Genomic DNA, 17,521 nt, shown 5'->3' on the forward strand with positions numbered 1-17,521 from the left:
CATGGGCGCAGCAATGGCACCAACGGCAGCAACCTCCGACCCGGCCATCGAGCTGATCAACGTCAGCCGCCGCTTCCTCACGCCGGACGGCAAATCGATGACCGCCATCCGGGATTTCACGATGACCGTCGAGCGCGGCGAGTTCGTTGCCGTTGTCGGCCCGACCGGCTGCGGCAAGTCCACCACGCTCAACCTCATCACCGGCCTGGCGAAACCCTCGGCGGGCGAGGTGCGGTTGTTCGGCAATCCGATCGACGGCATCGACAGCCGCATCGGCTTCGCCTTCCAGACCGATGCGCTCTTCCCCTGGCGCAGCGTGATCGACAACGTCGTGGCCGGGCCGCTGTTTCGCGGTGTGGCGCGTGAAGAGGCCTATGCCAGCGCGCGCCAATGGCTTGCGCGCGTGAATCTGGCGGGGCACGAAACCAAGTTCCCGCACCAGCTCTCGGGCGGCATGCGCAAGCGGGTATCGCTTGCGCAGACCTTCATCAACGGCCCGCAGATCCTGCTGATGGACGAGCCGTTCTCCGCGCTCGACGTGCAGACCCGCGTGCTGATGCACGACGAGCTGCTGCGCCTGTGGTCGCAATCGAAGGCGTCGGTGGTGTTCGTCACGCACGATCTGGAAGAGGCCATCACGTTGGCCGACAAGGTCTACGTGCTGACCTCCGGCCCGGCGACCGTCAAGTCGGTCTACCCGATCGACATCCCCCGGCCGCGCGTCGCCAGCGAAATCCGCTACGACCAGCAATTCATCGACATCTCGCGCACGATCTGGAATGACCTGCGCGAAGAAGTGCGGCGCGGCGCCTCGCAAGAGGAAGCCCGCGTTGCGGAGGTTGCAGCATGAACAATCAGGCCACCCTGAAGCCCCCGGTCGGCGTCTCCGTCCCCTCTGCGGCAGAGATTGAAGCCGCCGCCGCGCGCAGCGCCAAGCGCCGCAAGCAGACCGTCTACTTCTGGCGCTACTTCATCCTCATCCTCTTCCTGGGCGGCTGGGAAGTGCTGGTGCGGATGAAGCTGATCGATGAATTCTTCTTCTCCAAGCCGTCAGAAATCCTCTCGCGCCTCTACACCTGGTTGACCGAAGGCACATCCGACGGCCCGCTGTGGTACCACCTGTGGGTGACCATGGAGGAGTCCATGCTGGGCTTCATCACCGGTGCGGTGGCCGGCATCATCGCGGGCATCGCGCTGGGGCGCAATCGCATGCTGTCCGATGTGTTCTCCGTCTACATCAAGGTGATCAACTCGGTGCCCCGTGTGGTGCTGGCACCGATCTTCATCATGATCTTCGGCCTGGGGCTGACCTCCAAGGTGGCGCTCTCATTCGTGATGGTGTTCTTCGTGGTGTTTGCCAACGCGTTCCAGGGCGTGCGCGAGGCGGACCGCAACCTGCTGGCCAATGCGCAGATCCTGGGGGCGCGCGGCTGGCAGCTGACACGCTCGGTGGTCATCCCGTCGGCCATGAGCTGGATCTTCGCCTCGCTGCACGTCAGCTTCGGCTTTGCCATCGTGGGCGCCATCGTCGGTGAGTTCGTGGGCGCGCGGTATGGCATCGGCCTGCTGATCAACATTGCGAAGGGCTCGTTCGATGCAGCCGGGATGTATGCGGCGATCGTCATCATCATGGTGGTCGCGCTCGCGGCCGAATACCTGATGACGCTGGTCGAAACGCGCCTGGCCAAATGGCGTCCGGCACCGCTGCAGGACACGCACTGAGCGCATCCGGGTTCGCTGGCGACCGGCGAACCCGCCTTTCACCTTCCCGGCGGCCAGTGCCCTGCCCCACAACCTCATCATGATGATCAACCACACAACAGCGAAGGGACTCGCCGACTGCGTCTGCAAATACGCCATCGCTGCCGTGGCACTCGCTGCCGCAGCCGTCGCGCAAGCCCAGGTTCCTGCTGGGTTTCCGGTCAAGAGCTACGCCCAGGAACTCGTTGACCGCACCGTCGCGCAGCATCCCGACCTGCGGGCCGTCGTGATGCACGTGACCCCGCCCAATGCGGCGGACAACGTCGTCATTGCCTCGAACATCGGCCGCATCGGCAAGCCCGCCGATGCCGATGACCTCGACGTGATCGCCACCGGCAAGACCCGAATTGCCATGGATCACGGCAACAAGCGCATCGAGATCGAGCTGCCGCTGCATGACGTGGGCGGGCAGACCGTCGGCAGCCTGGGCCTGGTCTGGCGGTATCCGGTCGGCGGCAACCACGCGGAGTTCGAGCGCATCGCCGGCGTCATCCGCGATGCGCTGTCCCGACGTATCCTCAGCCTGCCAAACCTGATGGACCCCTACCCGTTCGCGCCGCTGGTGACCACAAAATCCAGGGCGCAGACGCTGGTGGAGGAAGCCCTCCAGCGCCACCCCGAAGTGACGGTGCTGGCCTTGCGTGCAAAGGTGCCGCCCAAAGGCGAGCTGGTCCTGCTGGGCTCCACCTTCGGTCGCCACGGCAAGAAAGCCGATGCGGACGACATGAAGGTGCTCGACGCCGCCGCCCCCATCACCGGCGTGTATTCGAACGGCAAGCGCTTCGGCGTCGACCTCCCGATCCGCAACCGCAGCGGCATCGCCATCGGCACGCTCAACGTCGGCTACGCCTACGGCAGCGGCCAGGATGCGAAAGCCCTCACAACGCACGCCGTCACGCTGCGCGACGAACTGCAAACACGCATTGCGGCAACGCCGGCGCTGGAGGAGATCGACCCATGATGCCGAAGCTCAGGAACGCGTTCGCCCCGCTGCTGGCGGCCACGCTGCTGACCGGCACAGCCTGCGCGAGCGCTGCTGTGCCCGCACAACCGGGCACCGGCACCACGACGCTGTCCAGTGTCGGCAGCCGCGAGATGGGCCCGCTGATGAACGCCTGGCTGCAGGCATTGCACCAGCGGCAGCCCGGCTTCAACCAAGGTCCGCGCTGGCAGCATGTGGGCGATGCCGCGGCAATCGGCGCGCTGATGTTTGAACTCGCGGACGTCGCCCCGATGACGCGCCCACCGCTACCGGCCGAGCTCGCGCCCTACGCGCACCAGTTCGCCGGCGACATGATGAAGACGCCGGTGCTCGTGCAGGTGGCCCAACGCAACGGCAAACCCGTCTACCTGGCGTTCAACAAGCGGCCGGACTCGCCGCTGCCGCCGGCAATCCTGGAATTCGCCACGTTTGCTCTGAGCCCCGAGGGGCAGCAGATCGCCGCACACCAGCCCGGCTTTGCACCGCTGCCCACCAACCAGATCGCGCAAGAACTACCCAAGCTCGATGGCTATCGCGCCACGCTCGATCCCGCGCTGCCCTGCTACGTTGCGGGTGCGCCGGTCAAGGGCGAGATCCGCAGCGTCGGCAGCGACGGCATGAAATCGTTGATGGAGCGCTGGATGCACGACTTTCATGCGCTGCAGCCCGGCGTTCGTAAAGGTGACCGCTGGGAGCACCTTGGCACGCTGAACGGCTTCCATGCGTTGATGGCCGGCGAAACCGATCTGGCTCCCATGGGGCGCGAACTCTGGCCCGACGAGGCGGCATCGTTCGCCCAACTGAATGCCGGGCGCGAACCGTTCGAGATCCGGGTCGCGCGGGGTGGGTTCGATACCCAGCAACGCACCACGGCGCAGGCGGTGTTCGTGAATGCGGACAACCCGATCGCACGCCTCACGATGCAGCAGCTCGCCGGCATCTTCGGCCAGTCGCCCACCATCACGCGCTGGGGCCAGCTCGGGCTGACAGGCGCATGGGCCGATCGCCCGATCACGCTCGACGTACCGCCCCTCGTCACGCCGAACGCCATGTCGATGCAGATCATGGCGCTCAAGGGTGGCGCATGGAGCAACACCGTGCACGAGGCGTCCGTCGCCGATACCGCGAAAGCCATCGCCGCCGACACGGGAGCGATGGGCTTCGGCGGCTTCGAAGATGGCGGGCCGGGGGTGAAGCCCGTGCCGATTGCGCGGGACGCAAGCAGCCCCGCCATCAGTGGAACGCATGAAACCGCATCCAATGGCCGCTACCCGCTGACGCGCTACATGTACATCCGCCTGCGGCGCAACCCTGGCGAGTCGCTGCCTGCGCCAATCAAGGCATTCCTGCGCTACGTGCTCAGCCGCCAAGGACAGGAGCCCATCCTGTACTCCGGCTACTACCCCCTGACCGCGCAAGAGGTCAAGGAAGAGCTTGCCAAGCTCGAATAGGCTGGAAGGCAAACACGAACCGGCATAGAACGACAACACGAGAGGAGATAACCGCCATGAACCGATCCATCACGCTGGCCGCCACGGCGCTGGCCGCCGCCGCATCGCTGGTGATGCTGGCGCCGGCCCACGCGCAGGCACAGCCGAGCGCGACACCCATGTTGATGTGGGTCACGCCGACGACCCCGACGAACGCGCCGCAGACCGAAGCACAGGCCAAGGCCGGTGTGGAACACGGCCGCGACCTGCCGGCGCCGGAAGTGCTGCAGCCCACGCTGGACGCGCAGCTCCCGTCGTATCAGCCGCGGCGCGACATCAAGATCAGCGGCACCTTCAAGGGCGCGGCATCCGACGTGATGGTGGTCCTCGCGCAGAAGTGGATGGAGAAGTTCAAGACTTACTACCCGGACGTCAATCTGTCGATCTCGCCGCCGTATGCGGGCAGCCTGGGCGCCATCGAGCTGATCAAGGGCGACCTGGACTTCGTCTTCGTCTCGCGCGAGCTCAAGCCCGATGACATCAGCAAGTTCAAGGCCAAGTTCGGCTACGACCCGCTCAGCGTGCCGATCTCGGGCGGTTCATACCGGCACTTCGGCGCGCTCGATACCGTCGCCTTCTTCGTCAACAAGGACAACCCGATCGAGCAGATCACCTTCCAGCAGCTCGACCAGATGTACTCGTCCACGCACGCCCGTGGCGGTGCTGCCATCACCAAGTGGGGTGACCTGGGCTTGACCGGCGAGTGGGCCGACAAGCCGATCCACCTGCACGGCATCCGCCCGTGGAATGGTTTTGAGGAGTTCGTCCGCCAGCGAGTGCTGAGCGCAGACGGCAAGCGCGGCGAATGGCGCGATGGCATCAAGTTCGAGAAGCTCGTGTTCCCCATGGCCAAGGACGTCGCCACCGACCGGTACGCCATCGGGTATTCGGGCATGGCCTACATGGACGCGCCGGTCAAGCTGGTGCCGCTGGTCGAGAAGGCGGGCGACACGCCGCAAGCCCCGACGTATGAGAACGTGGCCCTGGCCACGTATCCGTTGAGCCGCTTGACTTACTTCAACACCAACAAGGCCCCGGGCAAGCCGCTACCCCCGGCGCTGGAGGAATTCCTGAAGTTCGTACTCAGCCGCGAGGGACAGCAAGTGGTACTCGACCATGCACGTTACGTGCCGCTGCGCGCATCGCAGGTGAGCCCGGCGCGCGCATTGGTGGAGGGCCGCGCCAACTGACGACGCCACGGACCTGCTGAAACAGGCCGATGCCCGCAACGGCATCGGTCGGGCAGTACCAACACGCACCGAGCCGACATGACAGGCCGGGCAACAATAAAGGTGGAGACAATATGAAACTGGCCAAGACAACGCTGGCTCTGGCGATCCTGTTGGCGATCCCGCAAATGCGCGCACTGGCTGCGGATGCACAAACGCCGAGCGCGCAGGACAGCCAGGTCGATCGCAAGGGCGGGGCGCAATCCTATGCGCAGTATCTCGTCGACAGTTACGCACGGCGGCATCCGGAACTGACCGGCATCGAGCTGCACGCCACACCGCCCAGCGGACAGAGCACGATCGTGGCATCGAGAACGCCGGCCCTGGTGGGCACCCCCTCCAGCCCCGAAGACGTGGCCGTGTTCCGCACCGGGCGGGCAATGGTCGAGATCAACCGCAAGGGTGACCAGAATGTCGAGGTGACGCTGCCGCTGTTTGACATCGCCCGGCGGCCCATTGGCATTGCGGAGCTGACCTTCCCCTATGTGCCCGGCACCGATGAAGACGCCCTGCTGCGCCAGGCCGCGCAATACCGCAATGACCTCAGCCGCCGCATTCTCGATCCGGAGAGCCTGACGGCGCCGATGCAGCTCGACGAACGCATCCCCACCGAGTCCTATGCGCAGTTCCTGATTGACGATGCGCTTGAAACGTATCCCGGAGTCGAGGTTCTGGCGCTGCACGCGCGTACGGCGAAGGTCTCGGGCTATCCCATCGTTGCCTCCAACATCGGCCGATACGGCAAAGCAGCAGAGCCCGGTGACTTGGCCGTCATTGAGAGCGGCACACCCCACGGGGCCGTCGATGCACATGGCGCCCGCTATGAATGGAAGGTACCCGTCAAGGACGCGGTGGGCACCACGATTGGTGTCCTGGCTGTGGTGTTTCCGTATTCCTCCCGCACGGATCCGGAGGCGTTGCGCAAGCAGGCCGAGCGCATCGCCGGCGGCCTGCGCGAGCGCATTTCGATCGCGTCCGGGCTGGATGCCCCATACGCGGCCGCGGGTGTGGCACCGCGCAACGACGTCATGAAGGAATACAACAAGCCGGAGCTTGCCAACGAACAAAGCCTGCCGATGACCAAGGAGGTCTCGTCCGGCCACGCACTGAGCCAGACGCAGGAAGGCTATTCGGAGGCCATCAAGAACGTGGCCGGCGTCGTCTCTACCAACTCGTCCGGCAGCGCCAACGATGCCTTCGCCATTCGCGGCATTAAGCTCAACCTGTTCTCCAACTACCGCCTGGACGGTGGCCTGCCGATTACCGGCGTCATCACCAACCCGACCGAGAACAAGGAGCGCGTTGAAACGCTCAAGGGCGCCAACGCGCTGATGTTCGGGATCGCCAGCCCGGCCGGCATCATCAACTTCGTCACCAAGCGCGCGGGCGAGCAGGATGTCACCACGTTTGGCCTGGCAGGCAACACATTCGGGCAGTACGGCGGCAGCGTCGACATTGGCCGGCGCTACGGCCCGCAAAAGCAGCTTGGCGTGCGGCTGAACGCGTCGGCCACGCACTACGAGAACGGTGTTCACGACCTGGGCGGCAACGGCGAATTCGTCAGCCTCGGCCTGGACCTGAAGGCCACCTCGCGGCTCACCTTCCAGAGCGACTTCGAGTACTACCGCCGCGAGGTACCCGAGCAGGCCGGCATCTCGCTCAAGCCAGCCGTCAACGGCGTCATACCGATCACGCCCGTGCCGGATCCGCGCAACCTGCTCTCGGGCCGGTGGGACCTGTACACCCCAGAAACCTTCAACTGGCAGGGTCGCGCCGACTACCAGATCAGCGACGACTGGAAGGTGTTCACCCAGCTCGGCTACTCAGGCTCGCACCGCCACCGCACCACCGTGCGCATCTCCGGCTACGACCTGAACACCGGCGCCAACGGCGTGGTGAACGTGCAGCCGGTCACCAACGAATATCGCAACACCTTCTTCCGCACCGAGGTGCTGGGGCACTTTGCGACCGGGCCCATCGCGCACGATCTCACCATTGGTGTCTCGCGCACGTCACGCTATTCGCTGGCTGCGGACGTGCAGAACATGACGCTGCCGCAGCGCCAGAACATCTTCGACCCGATCGTCCTGAACCCGCCGGTCTACACCAAGCCCGGGGTGACCAGCCCGTCGCAGACGAGCACCGACGAAGCGGTGTATGCCTACGACACGATCGCGATCACCAAGCGGCTGAAGTTCCTGGTGGGCGCGCGCAAGGTGCTCGACACGGAAGAGTCCGGCCTTGTCACATCGCAGAACCATGTGTTCTCGCCGGCGTACGGCGTGCTGTTTGATGTGCTGCCCACCACCACGCTGTTCGCCAGCTACATGCAGGGCCTGGAGGCCGGGGGCACGGCACCCGCCAACGCCGCAAACGCGAACGTGATCCTGGCGCCGGCCATCTCCAAGCAGAAGGAAATCGGCATCCGGGATTCGTTCTTCAAGGGGTTGTCGATCAGCGCGTCGTATTTCGAGATCACGCGTGGCAATGCGGTGACCGATCCGGTCACCAACATCTTCGGCTACAGCGGCGACCTGTCGTATAAGGGTGTCGAAGCCACGGCAACCTATGAAATCAACCGCGCCTGGCGCATCCACGCCGCCGTGCTACGCCTGAAGGCCCGGCAGGAAGCGCCCAACCAGCCGCTGATCAACGGCATGACGCCGGAGAACACCCCGGACTGGACCGGCAACCTGGGCGTGTCGTACAGCCCTGCCGCCGTGCCTGGGCTGACGTTGCGTGGCGGTATTGCGCTGATCTCCAAGCGGCCCGTCAACGCGCAGGATCAGGGCTACATCCCGGGCTACAGCCTATACAACATCGGTGCCAGCTACACCACGCGCATCCAGGGGCGCCGGACCACGTTCCAGCTTGCCATCGACAACCTTGCCAACAAGCGCTACTGGAACTCGGTGACGACCGGCACCTACGGCATCGGCATGGACCGCACCATCAAGTTCAACGTCAAGTTCGACATGTAATCGGAGCACCGTGGCAGACGTGCGTACGCTTCACGTTTGCCGCGGCCGATCCTGAACGAACTTTCAGGTCACATTCATCCTGCGTTCGGATGGGGTGCCTAAGCTAGTGACGATCACGCCCAACCGAGCGTCGACACCCAAACCAGGAGACATCCATGAGAACGACAGCCACCCTGGCCGTCAGTATCGCAGCCGCACTCTGCGCGCTGAGCGCCGTACCCGCCCATGCACTGAAGTACGCCGCGCCGGAGCATTCGCTCAAGGCCGATCCGTCGATTCCGAAATGGAACCCCGGCCCGGTCGAAAGCAAGCCGGAAGAGGAGCTGAACATCGTCGGCGCCGACATCATGGACGAGATGGTGATGGAGTGGACCAAGATCTATCGCAAGCAGTATCCGCGCCTGTCGCTCACGATGGATCTGCGCGCGTCCGGCGCCGGCGCACCCGGCCTGGTCTCCGGCAAGGGCGAGCTGGCACCCGTCGGCCGCGAGATGTTCCCGGCTGAACGCAAGGCCTTCGTCGACAAGTTCGGCTACGAGCCGCTGGAAATCAAGGTGGCCACAGGCAGCGTCGGCTCGCTGGGCAAAACCGCGGCCAGCATCATCCTCGTCGACAAGGACAACCCGATCGACTGCCTGAGCCTGCCGCAACTCGACGCCATCTACTCAAAGACGCGCAAGCTCGGCTACAAGGAGGTCAACACCTGGGGCGACCTCGGCGCAACGGGGGATTGGGCTTCTCGCCCGATTCATCTTTACGGCCTCAAACCTGTCAACGGCATCGAGCAGTATTTCAAAGAGATCGCGATGCACGGGGGCGAATACAAGGACAACATCCAGTTCGTCAAAGGCAAGGGCTTCACGCACGCGTTCACCGTCGCGGCGGAAGACATGGCCACGCATCCGGGCGGACTGACGTATGCACTCATGGCGAACGTCACGCCCAACGTCAAGGTCTTGAAGCTCTCGTCCACGCAAGGCGGCACCTGCTATGCGCCGACGGTGGAGAGCGTCTATGCGCACAAGTATCCGTTCAGCCGCTACGTCTACATCTACGTCAACAAGGCGCCTGGCAAACCGCTTGAACCGAAGGTGAAGGAATTCCTCAAGCTGGTGCTGAGCCAGGAAGGCCAGCAGGCGGTGGCCAACGAACGCGTCTTCATTCCGCTGCAGCCGGAAGTGGTGAAGGAAGAGCTGAAGAAGCTCGATTAAGAAGACGCAACCTGAGTCGCCACGGCGCAGCCGTTCGCTACAACGGAAGCGCTGTGGACGACGCAGACCGGATGGAAGGCGGCCCCATGCATGTAATCGCCATCCGGCGGAGAGTGCGCCAAGTTGGAGTCACCATCGCTGTCGGCGCAATGTTCGTTGCATCCGCAGCCTCGACTGCAAGCAGCGACACATCAGCCGAAACACGGCAGGCGAGTGGCGATGCATTGCCGCACTTTCAGCCCGCACCACTCCGGCCACCCGCCGGTGCGCCTTACCAGAATGCCGACGGTGCCATCCGGATCATCGGCTACAACGACATGCAGGGCATGCTGGTCAGGATCAATGCGCTCTTCCGGCGCTTCCATCCTGAATTCACGTTCGAACTGATCCTCAAGGGGACACGCACCGCACCTGGCGCACTCGCAAGCGGCACATCCCTGCTTGCGCCCATGGGCGCGGAGCTCTCTGACGCAGAACTGGCGAACTATGTGAAGCAAACCGGAACCACGCCGGTCATGTTCAAGGTCGCCCATGACTCGCTGAATCCGGCTGCGTTGTCTGCGCCGCTGGCCATCTTCGTGGGCGCGCGGAATCCACTGCCCCGCCTCAACATGGCGCAGCTGTCCCGGGTGTTCTCGGCCTCGCAGAACGGCATCACGACGTGGGGTCAACTCGGGTTGGACGGCGAATGGGCTTCGCGTCCCATCCGCCTGTGCGGGCTTGCGCCTTCCACCGCGTTGGGCCGGCGCATGCAGCACCAACTGGGCGACAAACCATTCGCGAACGGCTTCGCTGCGTTCCCACAGTCGCGAGATGCCGTTGCGTGCGTCGCCGCAGACCCGCTGGCAATCGGATTCGCCGCCATCAATCGGGGCGTCCCGGGAGTCAAGGTGGTACCGCTGTCGGAGCGTGAGGGTGATACGCCTTCAGCCGGTTCGCGAGAGGACATCGTCGCCAATCGCTACCCTTTGGATCGCCATCTGCTGATCTACCTCCGTACCGATGCGCAGCAGAAGGCCGATCCGATCGCCCGAGAGTACCTGCGTTTGATGCTGTCGCACGAAGGACAGCAAGCCATCGCAAATGATGGGCTCGGATACCTGCCGTTGAACGCCAGCGAGTGTGCGCAAGAGCTGCAGCGCCTGTCTGCGCTGGAGTGATTTCACGTCACCGGCGCTGCAGGCACTGCAGGCGATACACCCGCGCAGATCAAAGAAGCTGGTACCCCACGCCGCGCACGGTCTTGAAAAGCGGCTTGCCCGGGACTTCGAGCTTGGCACGCAGCCGGCTCATGTAGACGTCCAGCAGATTCGTATCGACGTCGTAGTGCGCGGACCAGATCTTCTCCGAGATCAGCGTGCGCGGCAGGATGCGCCCCTGGTTCTGCATGAAGACTTCGAGCAGTGCGTACTCCCGGCTGGTCAGGTCGATCGGCTTGCCGTTGAGCGTGACGGTGTGGCTGAGCAGATCCAGGCAGATTCCGGCATGTTCGAGCACCACCTGTTTGACCGAGGAATGGCGACGCACCAATGACCGCACGCGTGCAAGCAGCTCTTCCAGGCTGAATGGTTTGGCGAGGTAGTCGTCCGCACCGATATCCAGCCCCTTCACGCGGTCCTGCACGCCATCACGCGCGCTCAGGATCAGTACCGGCTCCTGGAAGCCGCCCTTGCGCCAGGTATGGAGCAGGTCAAGGCCATCGCCGTCGGGCAACCCCAGATCGAGGATCACGACGTCGTAAGAAGACTCGACGATCGCGTCAGTCGCGGCTGCGCAGGTGCGCGCGAGCGTGACGGTGTATGAGCACTCCGTCAGCCCTTGCTGAAGGAACCGGCCTAACCGATCTTGATCCTCAACAATCAACGCCTTCATACGCATTCCTCTGCAAGTTCCTGGTGCTTCACGCCACAAAGCGGACGCAAGACCACACTTCAAGATGATGAATTCTTGATAGGAAAACGCAATCCGGTTTGGTACTTAGAGACGGGTTTTCTCGGCCGTTTCATGCGGTATTGAGCAAGTGCCGGGCACAGAAGATGCCTATGAGTGAGCTAAGTCTGAACGCGGAAACTTGCGAACCAGAGTCGGTCACACCGTCACATGCATCAGCCCTGGGAGATAGAACAATGTCAGTCAGTAAAGCACTCAAGCCAACACAGGCCGCCCTGGCCAAAGTCCCGGAGGTCACACTCGGGTTCTGGATCATCAAGATCGCTGCAACGACGCTTGGAGAAACCGGCGGCGATGCCGTCTCGATGTCCATGAACCTGGGCTACCTGCTCAGCACGGGCATCTTTGCGGCGATCTTCCTCGCGCTGGTGATGGCGCAGATCAAGGCGAAGGCATTCCACCCGTTGCTCTACTGGACCACCATCATCGCCACCACCACCGTCGGCACCACGCTGGCCGATTTTGCAGACCGGTCGCTCGGCATCGGATACGCCGGGGGCTCGACCTTGCTGCTGATCCTGCTGCTGGGCTCGCTCATCGTGTGGCATCGCACGCTGGGCTCCATCTCGGTCAGTACCGTCAGCACGCCCAAAGCGGAGGCGTTCTACTGGGTGACGATCATGTTCTCGCAGACGTTGGGCACAGCGTTGGGCGACTGGACCGCCGACTCGGCAGGCTTGGGCTACACCGGCGCGGCGATCGTGTTCGGCGGCCTGCTGGCCCTGATCGTGATGGCCTACTACTGGACCAACGTGTCGCGCACCGTGCTGTTCTGGGCTGCGTTCATCCTGACCCGCCCGCTGGGTGCCGTCGTGGGTGACTTCCTCGATAAGCCGCTGAACGCCGGAGGCATGGCACTGAGCCGCTATTCCGCTTCGGCTGCGCTCGTCGGGTTCATCCTGGTCAGCGTGTTGCTGGTGCGGCAGAAGGCTGCCAGCACCGCCCACTGAAGAGAACAGGTGCCCTGCTTCAATGGAACGGAATCTCGAAGATCCACTTGATCGTCCAGCGATCGGTCGCCCGTGTCAGGCCACGGCCGATGCCGACGTTGAAGACGAACGGTTTCCGGTCGATGTCGAATGCGAGGAAGACGGTGTGCTGCTGCTCGTGCAAGGGCGCCAGATGATTGATGCGCCCCAGCCCCGCGTAGTACTCCACGCCGGCGCGCACGCCGGTCGCCACCGTGCGTGCCACCTTGAAGGCGGGAGCGAACTCAGGCACGCCGCTACGTTCCGGGCCGCTCAGGTTCCAATCGAGTACCGGGTTGACGGCCCACAGCCATTGTTCGTTCTGAAAGCCATAGATGGGTCGCAACTCCGCCGCTTGCTGGGACTGCTCGAAGCGCGATGCCACATGGGCCAGCTCCACGTTGATACCGGCAAAGCGGCCAACGCCATCTTCGGGCCGCACGGGCATCCACTTCACGCGCACCTTGGGGCCGGTGACGTAGAACGTGTTGTCCCGCGTGAGCGCGGTCGGGATGTACAGTCCGAGCTCGATCGACGGCGTCAAGCCATAGGAGAACTCGGCGGTGGCGCGCCAGCCGTGCGGCGTCGTGACCTCGCCGGGATACGACGGCTCGCCGATGCCGCTGGGCGTGGTATTGAGATGCAGCTCCAGGCCCACTTCGCCCGGCGCGTTGATGTCGCCGGTGTAGACCTGGATCTCATCGGGGAGCGCAGCGTGCGCCGACCATGCGGACAACCCCAGCATGGCGGCGAACCCGGCGGTACGCGCAACGCGCAATAACGGCATCGATCGCTTCCTCGTCTTGTTCTCAGGGCGCGTCATGTATCAGCGCAAGGTCTTCAACGCTTCGTCGACGAATACGTTGGTATAAGTCTGGGCGACGTTCACCGAGGCGTAGCTCGAATTGGCTGCCGTCAGGATGCGCCACTCCTTCACTGCACCGTCCTCCGGCATGCGCCCGTCGTTGGCGAACATCGGAATCTCTTCCTTCAGCACCTTCAGATAGGCGGCCCGGTCCTTCCCGCTGATCTCCGGCGGAATCACAGCCAGGATCTGCTCCGGCGTGTGGGTGTTGATGTAGTGCAGTGTACGCACGAATGCACCGGCCAGGTGCCGTGCGATTTCCGGGTGGGCCTGCACGCGCGCGCTCGACATGTAGACCGTGCTCGATGGGAACAGCGCGCCCAGGCTCCGGCGCGTGCCCTCAACGGTGGTCAGGTCGGCAAACACGGTCGCCACGCCTTTGGATTCGTAGACGTCGCCATCCGGGGTGGGCGCGACAACGAACTCCGCGCGCCCATCGCGCAGCGCTTCGATGTTCTTGTCCTTCCCGTCCGTCCCGAGCCGCGTGTAGTCGCCAATGCCGTGTCCGCCCGCCAGCACCAGTGCGTTTGCCAGCGTGCTCTTCGACGAACCGGCCCCGCCGGCGATGAAGCGCGCGCCCTTGAGGTCGGCCACGCCGCGGTACTTCTCCTTCGCCTGGTTGGCCACGAGCACCTTGGCGCCGGGCGTGACACCCAGCGTCACAACCGCCTTGGTATCGATGCCGCGCGACTGGTTGACCACGTTGTGGTGGTAGTAGGCCATCACGGCGTCAACGCGGCCGTCCTTGAGCATCTCGGCGGTCGATACGTCGTCACGGATGTTCATGACGGTCACGGTGGTCCGTCCATCGTTCAGATAACCGAGGCGTTCGGCCAGGACCACAGGGAAGTTGCGGATCGCCTTGATCTCGTCGACCAGCAGAACGATACGCTCCGGCGCGGCAGAGGCATCGGCAACAGCAACAGCCGGCTCGGCCGCCAATGCGCGGCCGGCGAGCAGGGCAAGAAGGGTCAGGGCAACGATACGGGTTTTCATGGGAGCGTCCTCAAAGGCGTGTGCTTCACGGATTCACGGCAATGCCATCGGCGATCACGACTTGCAGTTCGTTGCGCACCTCTTTCTTGCTGTCGCTGATGGCCTTCCATTCGGGGTTGGCCTTCAGGCGCCCGCGCACCTTCGCGACGATCGCCTCGCGCGCGCTCAGCGCGGCTTCATCCTTGTATTGCAGCACCACCATCGCGTTCCACGGGCGTCCGGCCGGGAACCGGCTCGTGTAGAGCGAATACCCCTGCAGCACGCCCTCGTCCATCCAGCCCTTGAACTGTGGAATGACATAGCCGTCTGCGTACTTTTCATAGTCGGTCTCGGACACCAGCGTCTTGTACGGGATGACTACGTACACGGCATGCGCCGACTTGGCGTCCAGCGGCGCCACGCGCTTCATGTCAACCGGCGCCGTGTGGATCGAGGTGGTCACGGCCGCAGCCTCCTTCGGAAGGCCGGCCGGTCGCGTCTGCTCGATTTCACGCCAGCGATACAGGTCGTCCGACGTGGCGAATGTCAGCACGGCCATGGCATCCCAGTTGTCAGAATCGGCATAGCGGTTGAAGAGCAGGTTGTACTGCTTGATCCGTCCTTCCTGCTTCCAGCGGGCAAGCTCGTGCGCAGTCGACTGTTCCATCGCCTGGCGCAGCACGGGCCGGTTTGCGGGGGTGGTCTGGTAGGTGATGATCAATGACTGCGCGTCGCCCGCCGCGGGCTCGGCAGCGGCGGCATGGCCCGCACCCGTCAGTGCTGCGATGGCAGCAACGCTGCGCGCGAATGCTCGAATCCAGTTGGCTTTCATGAGTGTTCCGTCAAGACGACGTCGTAAGAGAAGAGAAACCGCGGCGCCCATGGCCTGAGCACCCGGCCGGGTCAGATGTCCAACACGAGAAGCTCGCCCTTTGCGCGCGAACAGCACGGCGTGAAGTGCCCGTTCCGCTGGCGCTGCTCCTCCGTCAGCACACAATCGAGATGCTCCACCTCACCGGCGATCACGCGCGTGACGCACGTTCCGCAGACGCCCTCTCCGCAGGAGGTCGGAATCTTCACGCCATGCTCGGCCAGCAAGGCGGTGACCGTCATGTGCTGGGGAACGCGGTACACCTTGCCCGTGCTTGCAAGCTGCACGTCAAAGGCATGCGCCGTGGTGGGCTTGCTCGCAATGGGCCCGAAGCGTTCGCAGTGCAGTTGCCGCTCCGGCCAGCCGCGCTGCCGTGCGGCGGTCAGTGCCGCGTTGACGAAGCCCGATGGCCCGCACACATACAGATGCGTGCCAGCCGGCTGCCGGTCGAGCACCTGCTCGACGTTGAGCCGGTGCAGCATGCCCGCGTCACTGAAGTGATACGTCACGCGACGCGCAAACGGCGCACGCGCGAGCCGCTGCAAGAATGCCGCCCGGGACCGCGAGCGCGCACAGTAGTGCATTTCGAATTCCACCGCGCGGCGCGACAGCCGGTCGGCCATGCAGATGATGGGCGTAATGCCGATGCCACCCGCAAGCAGCAACGAATGCGGTGCAGACTCGTCCAGCGCAAAGCGGTTGCTGGGCTTGCCGATCTCGATCAGATCGCCTTCGCGAACGCGCTCGTGCATCGAGATCGATCCGCCGCGTGAAGGGTCGGTTCGCAGCACCGCAATCACGTAGCGATGTTGCTCCTGCGGATCGTTGCACAACGAGTACTGGCGCACCATGCCGTTGCCCATGTGTACGTCGATATGCGCACCGGCGGAAAACCGCGGCAGCTTCTTCCCGGCCGGGTGCACCAGTTCGAACGCGCAAACGGCATCGGCTTCCATCGTCTTTTTTGCCACGCGCACCACCAAGCGCTGGTGGTTGGACGACCCACGCCGCAACCGGCGAAGGTAGTTCCGGATACCGGTGTAGGCCAGCACGGGCACACACAGCGCACCGAACATCAGCAGCAACCTCCCGAACACACCGCCCACCAGCCCGGTATGCCATGACAGCAACCAGAAGTAGAGCTTGTGCCCGAGGCTGCTCTGCGTGTACGGCACGTACTTCAGCACCTTCCCTGAGTACGCATCCATGAACAGCATCGTGCGTGCGTTCGCATGCGGCGCATCGCGGTCGATCAGATACATCTCCACCGGCGCGCGGGGTTTTTCCGGAATGTGCAGCAGCGCATCCCGCGGCTCGGGCGACAACGACTGCGCAGTCTGCCAGAAGCGCTCGAGCGGCAGGCGTGTCGCACCGCTCGCGGGCACCTCCGACTTGGGCGGCTTGGCGGGCGTGGGTGAGCCCACGAGCGTGTAAAGACCATGCGCATACCAGTCGAACGCTTGCGGCAAGCCGCTCAGTACCATCGACAGGAGGATCAGGCCGCCATAGATGCCCGCCGTCCGATGCAGGCGATACGTCGACACAGCCCGCGTCGTTCCAGACCGCAGCGAGAACGCATCCCGCCAGCCACTGCGCGTGCGTGGCCACCAGAGCGCGACGCCGCCGCCAATGAGCAACACGCCGAACACGATCGCGCTGGTCCCGGTGATGAGACTGCCGTTCTGCATGAACCGGAAGCGGTGGATTCTCTCAATGGTGCCAAGCAGGCCGCCATAGCGTGCACGCTCACCCAGCACTGCGCCGGTACATGGGTTGAGATAGACGAAATGCTGATCGGTGAACCGCACCATCGCAGACGGCATGCGCGCCTCACCGGGCTCGCCAGCAATCATGCGGACGTAGTCGAGCGTTGCGTTGGGCCGCAACGCGGCGGCATTGGTGGCGAGCGTGTCGAGCGGCACGCGGGCTGTGCAGGCCGGTACCGTCAGCAGTTCCGGGTTGAGCACGGGCTCAAGCGTGGGTCTGAACGCAATCGATGCACCGGTCACCGCCATGAGCAGGATCACCAGCCCGACCGTCAGGCCGGCGTAGCGATGCATCTGCAGAAGGATGGAATGGAAAGCGGGTTTCATGCGCGGCTCGAGCAACGACGGTTCGTGCCGCAATTCTTGGATGCCAACCTGAACGAAATCTGAATTCGGGGCAAGCATCAGGGTAAGTCCCAGGGCAAAGCCGGATCGCACGCCGAGCATGGGCCGCCATGCGCATTTGGGTGAC

14 protein-coding genes are annotated in these 17,521 nt (G+C 64.1%); 9 read left to right on the top strand and 5 right to left on the bottom strand.

Annotation, left to right across the window (positions count from 1 at the left end; translation table 11 throughout):
* Position 1: 1 nt before the first annotated feature.
* From NG900_RS19465 to NG900_RS19500, 8 genes are all read left to right on the top strand, one after another.
* Complete coding sequence (locus NG900_RS19465) at positions 2-850, top strand: ABC transporter ATP-binding protein (RefSeq protein WP_252683010.1); 849 nt, start codon at positions 2-4, stop codon at positions 848-850.
* Positions 847-1,722 carry an ABC transporter permease gene (locus tag NG900_RS19470; protein WP_252683011.1) on the top strand — a complete coding sequence of 292 codons (876 nt, stop codon included), beginning with the start codon at positions 847-849 and terminating at the stop codon, positions 1,720-1,722. Before NG900_RS19465 ends, NG900_RS19470 begins: the two co-directional genes overlap by 4 nt.
* 79 nt (positions 1,723-1,801) lie before the next feature.
* Positions 1,802-2,722, top strand: a complete 921-nt coding sequence (locus tag NG900_RS19475) for a hypothetical protein (RefSeq protein WP_252683012.1) — start codon at positions 1,802-1,804, stop codon at positions 2,720-2,722.
* Entirely contained in the window at positions 2,719-4,194 is a 1,476-nt protein-coding gene (locus NG900_RS19480) for a substrate-binding domain-containing protein (protein ID WP_252683013.1), read from the top strand. Before NG900_RS19475 ends, NG900_RS19480 begins: the two co-directional genes overlap by 4 nt.
* A gap of 56 nt (positions 4,195-4,250) precedes the next feature.
* Positions 4,251-5,423, top strand: coding sequence for a PstS family phosphate ABC transporter substrate-binding protein (locus NG900_RS19485; protein ID WP_252683014.1), 1,173 nt, complete (start codon positions 4,251-4,253; stop codon positions 5,421-5,423).
* A gap of 113 nt (positions 5,424-5,536) precedes the next feature.
* Positions 5,537-8,443, top strand: a complete 2,907-nt coding sequence (locus tag NG900_RS19490; protein WP_252683015.1) for a TonB-dependent receptor — start codon at positions 5,537-5,539, stop codon at positions 8,441-8,443.
* A gap of 155 nt (positions 8,444-8,598) precedes the next feature.
* A complete protein-coding gene (locus NG900_RS19495; RefSeq protein ID WP_252683016.1) occupies positions 8,599-9,654 on the top strand; it encodes a PstS family phosphate ABC transporter substrate-binding protein in 1,056 nt (351 codons plus the stop codon).
* Positions 9,655-9,971: 317 nt separating this feature from the next.
* On the top strand, positions 9,972-10,814 hold the full coding sequence (locus NG900_RS19500) for a PstS family phosphate ABC transporter substrate-binding protein (RefSeq protein WP_252683017.1): 843 nt from the start codon (positions 9,972-9,974) through the stop codon (positions 10,812-10,814).
* 49 nt (positions 10,815-10,863) lie between these two features.
* Here NG900_RS19500 and NG900_RS19505 read toward each other — a convergent pair whose 3' ends face one another.
* Positions 10,864-11,526: a winged helix-turn-helix domain-containing protein gene (locus NG900_RS19505; RefSeq protein ID WP_252683018.1), complete on the bottom strand. Its 663-nt coding sequence runs from the start codon at positions 11,524-11,526 to the stop codon at positions 10,864-10,866.
* A 254-nt stretch (positions 11,527-11,780) separates the two neighbouring features.
* Here NG900_RS19505 and NG900_RS19510 point away from each other — a divergent pair, with 254 nt between their 5' ends.
* The gene (locus tag NG900_RS19510; protein WP_252683019.1) at positions 11,781-12,554 is read left to right on the top strand and encodes a COG4705 family protein; all 774 of its coding nucleotides are present in this window, start codon (positions 11,781-11,783) and stop codon (positions 12,552-12,554) included.
* A gap of 19 nt (positions 12,555-12,573) precedes the next feature.
* On the opposite strand, the gene NG900_RS19515 is transcribed toward NG900_RS19510, so the two are convergent.
* The 4 genes from NG900_RS19515 to NG900_RS26690 all read right to left on the bottom strand — a co-directional run bounded on the left by NG900_RS19515 (position 12,574) and on the right by NG900_RS26690 (position 17,376).
* Positions 12,574-13,359 (bottom strand): hypothetical protein, encoded by a 786-nt coding sequence (locus tag NG900_RS19515; RefSeq protein WP_252683020.1) that lies wholly within the window; start codon positions 13,357-13,359, stop codon positions 12,574-12,576.
* Positions 13,360-13,398: 39 nt separating this feature from the next.
* Positions 13,399-14,433, bottom strand: a complete 1,035-nt coding sequence (locus tag NG900_RS19520) for an ABC transporter substrate-binding protein (protein WP_252683021.1) — start codon at positions 14,431-14,433, stop codon at positions 13,399-13,401.
* Positions 14,434-14,458: 25 nt separating this feature from the next.
* Complete coding sequence (locus NG900_RS19525) at positions 14,459-15,244, bottom strand: hypothetical protein (protein WP_252683022.1); 786 nt, start codon at positions 15,242-15,244, stop codon at positions 14,459-14,461.
* Between the two features lie 71 nt (positions 15,245-15,315).
* Complete coding sequence (locus NG900_RS26690) at positions 15,316-17,376, bottom strand: PepSY domain-containing protein (protein ID WP_315862382.1); 2,061 nt, start codon at positions 17,374-17,376, stop codon at positions 15,316-15,318.
* Positions 17,377-17,521: the final 145 nt, after the last annotated feature.

The organism is Ralstonia soli, from assembly GCF_023955655.1.
Classification (GTDB): domain Bacteria; phylum Pseudomonadota; class Gammaproteobacteria; order Burkholderiales; family Burkholderiaceae; genus Ralstonia; species Ralstonia soli.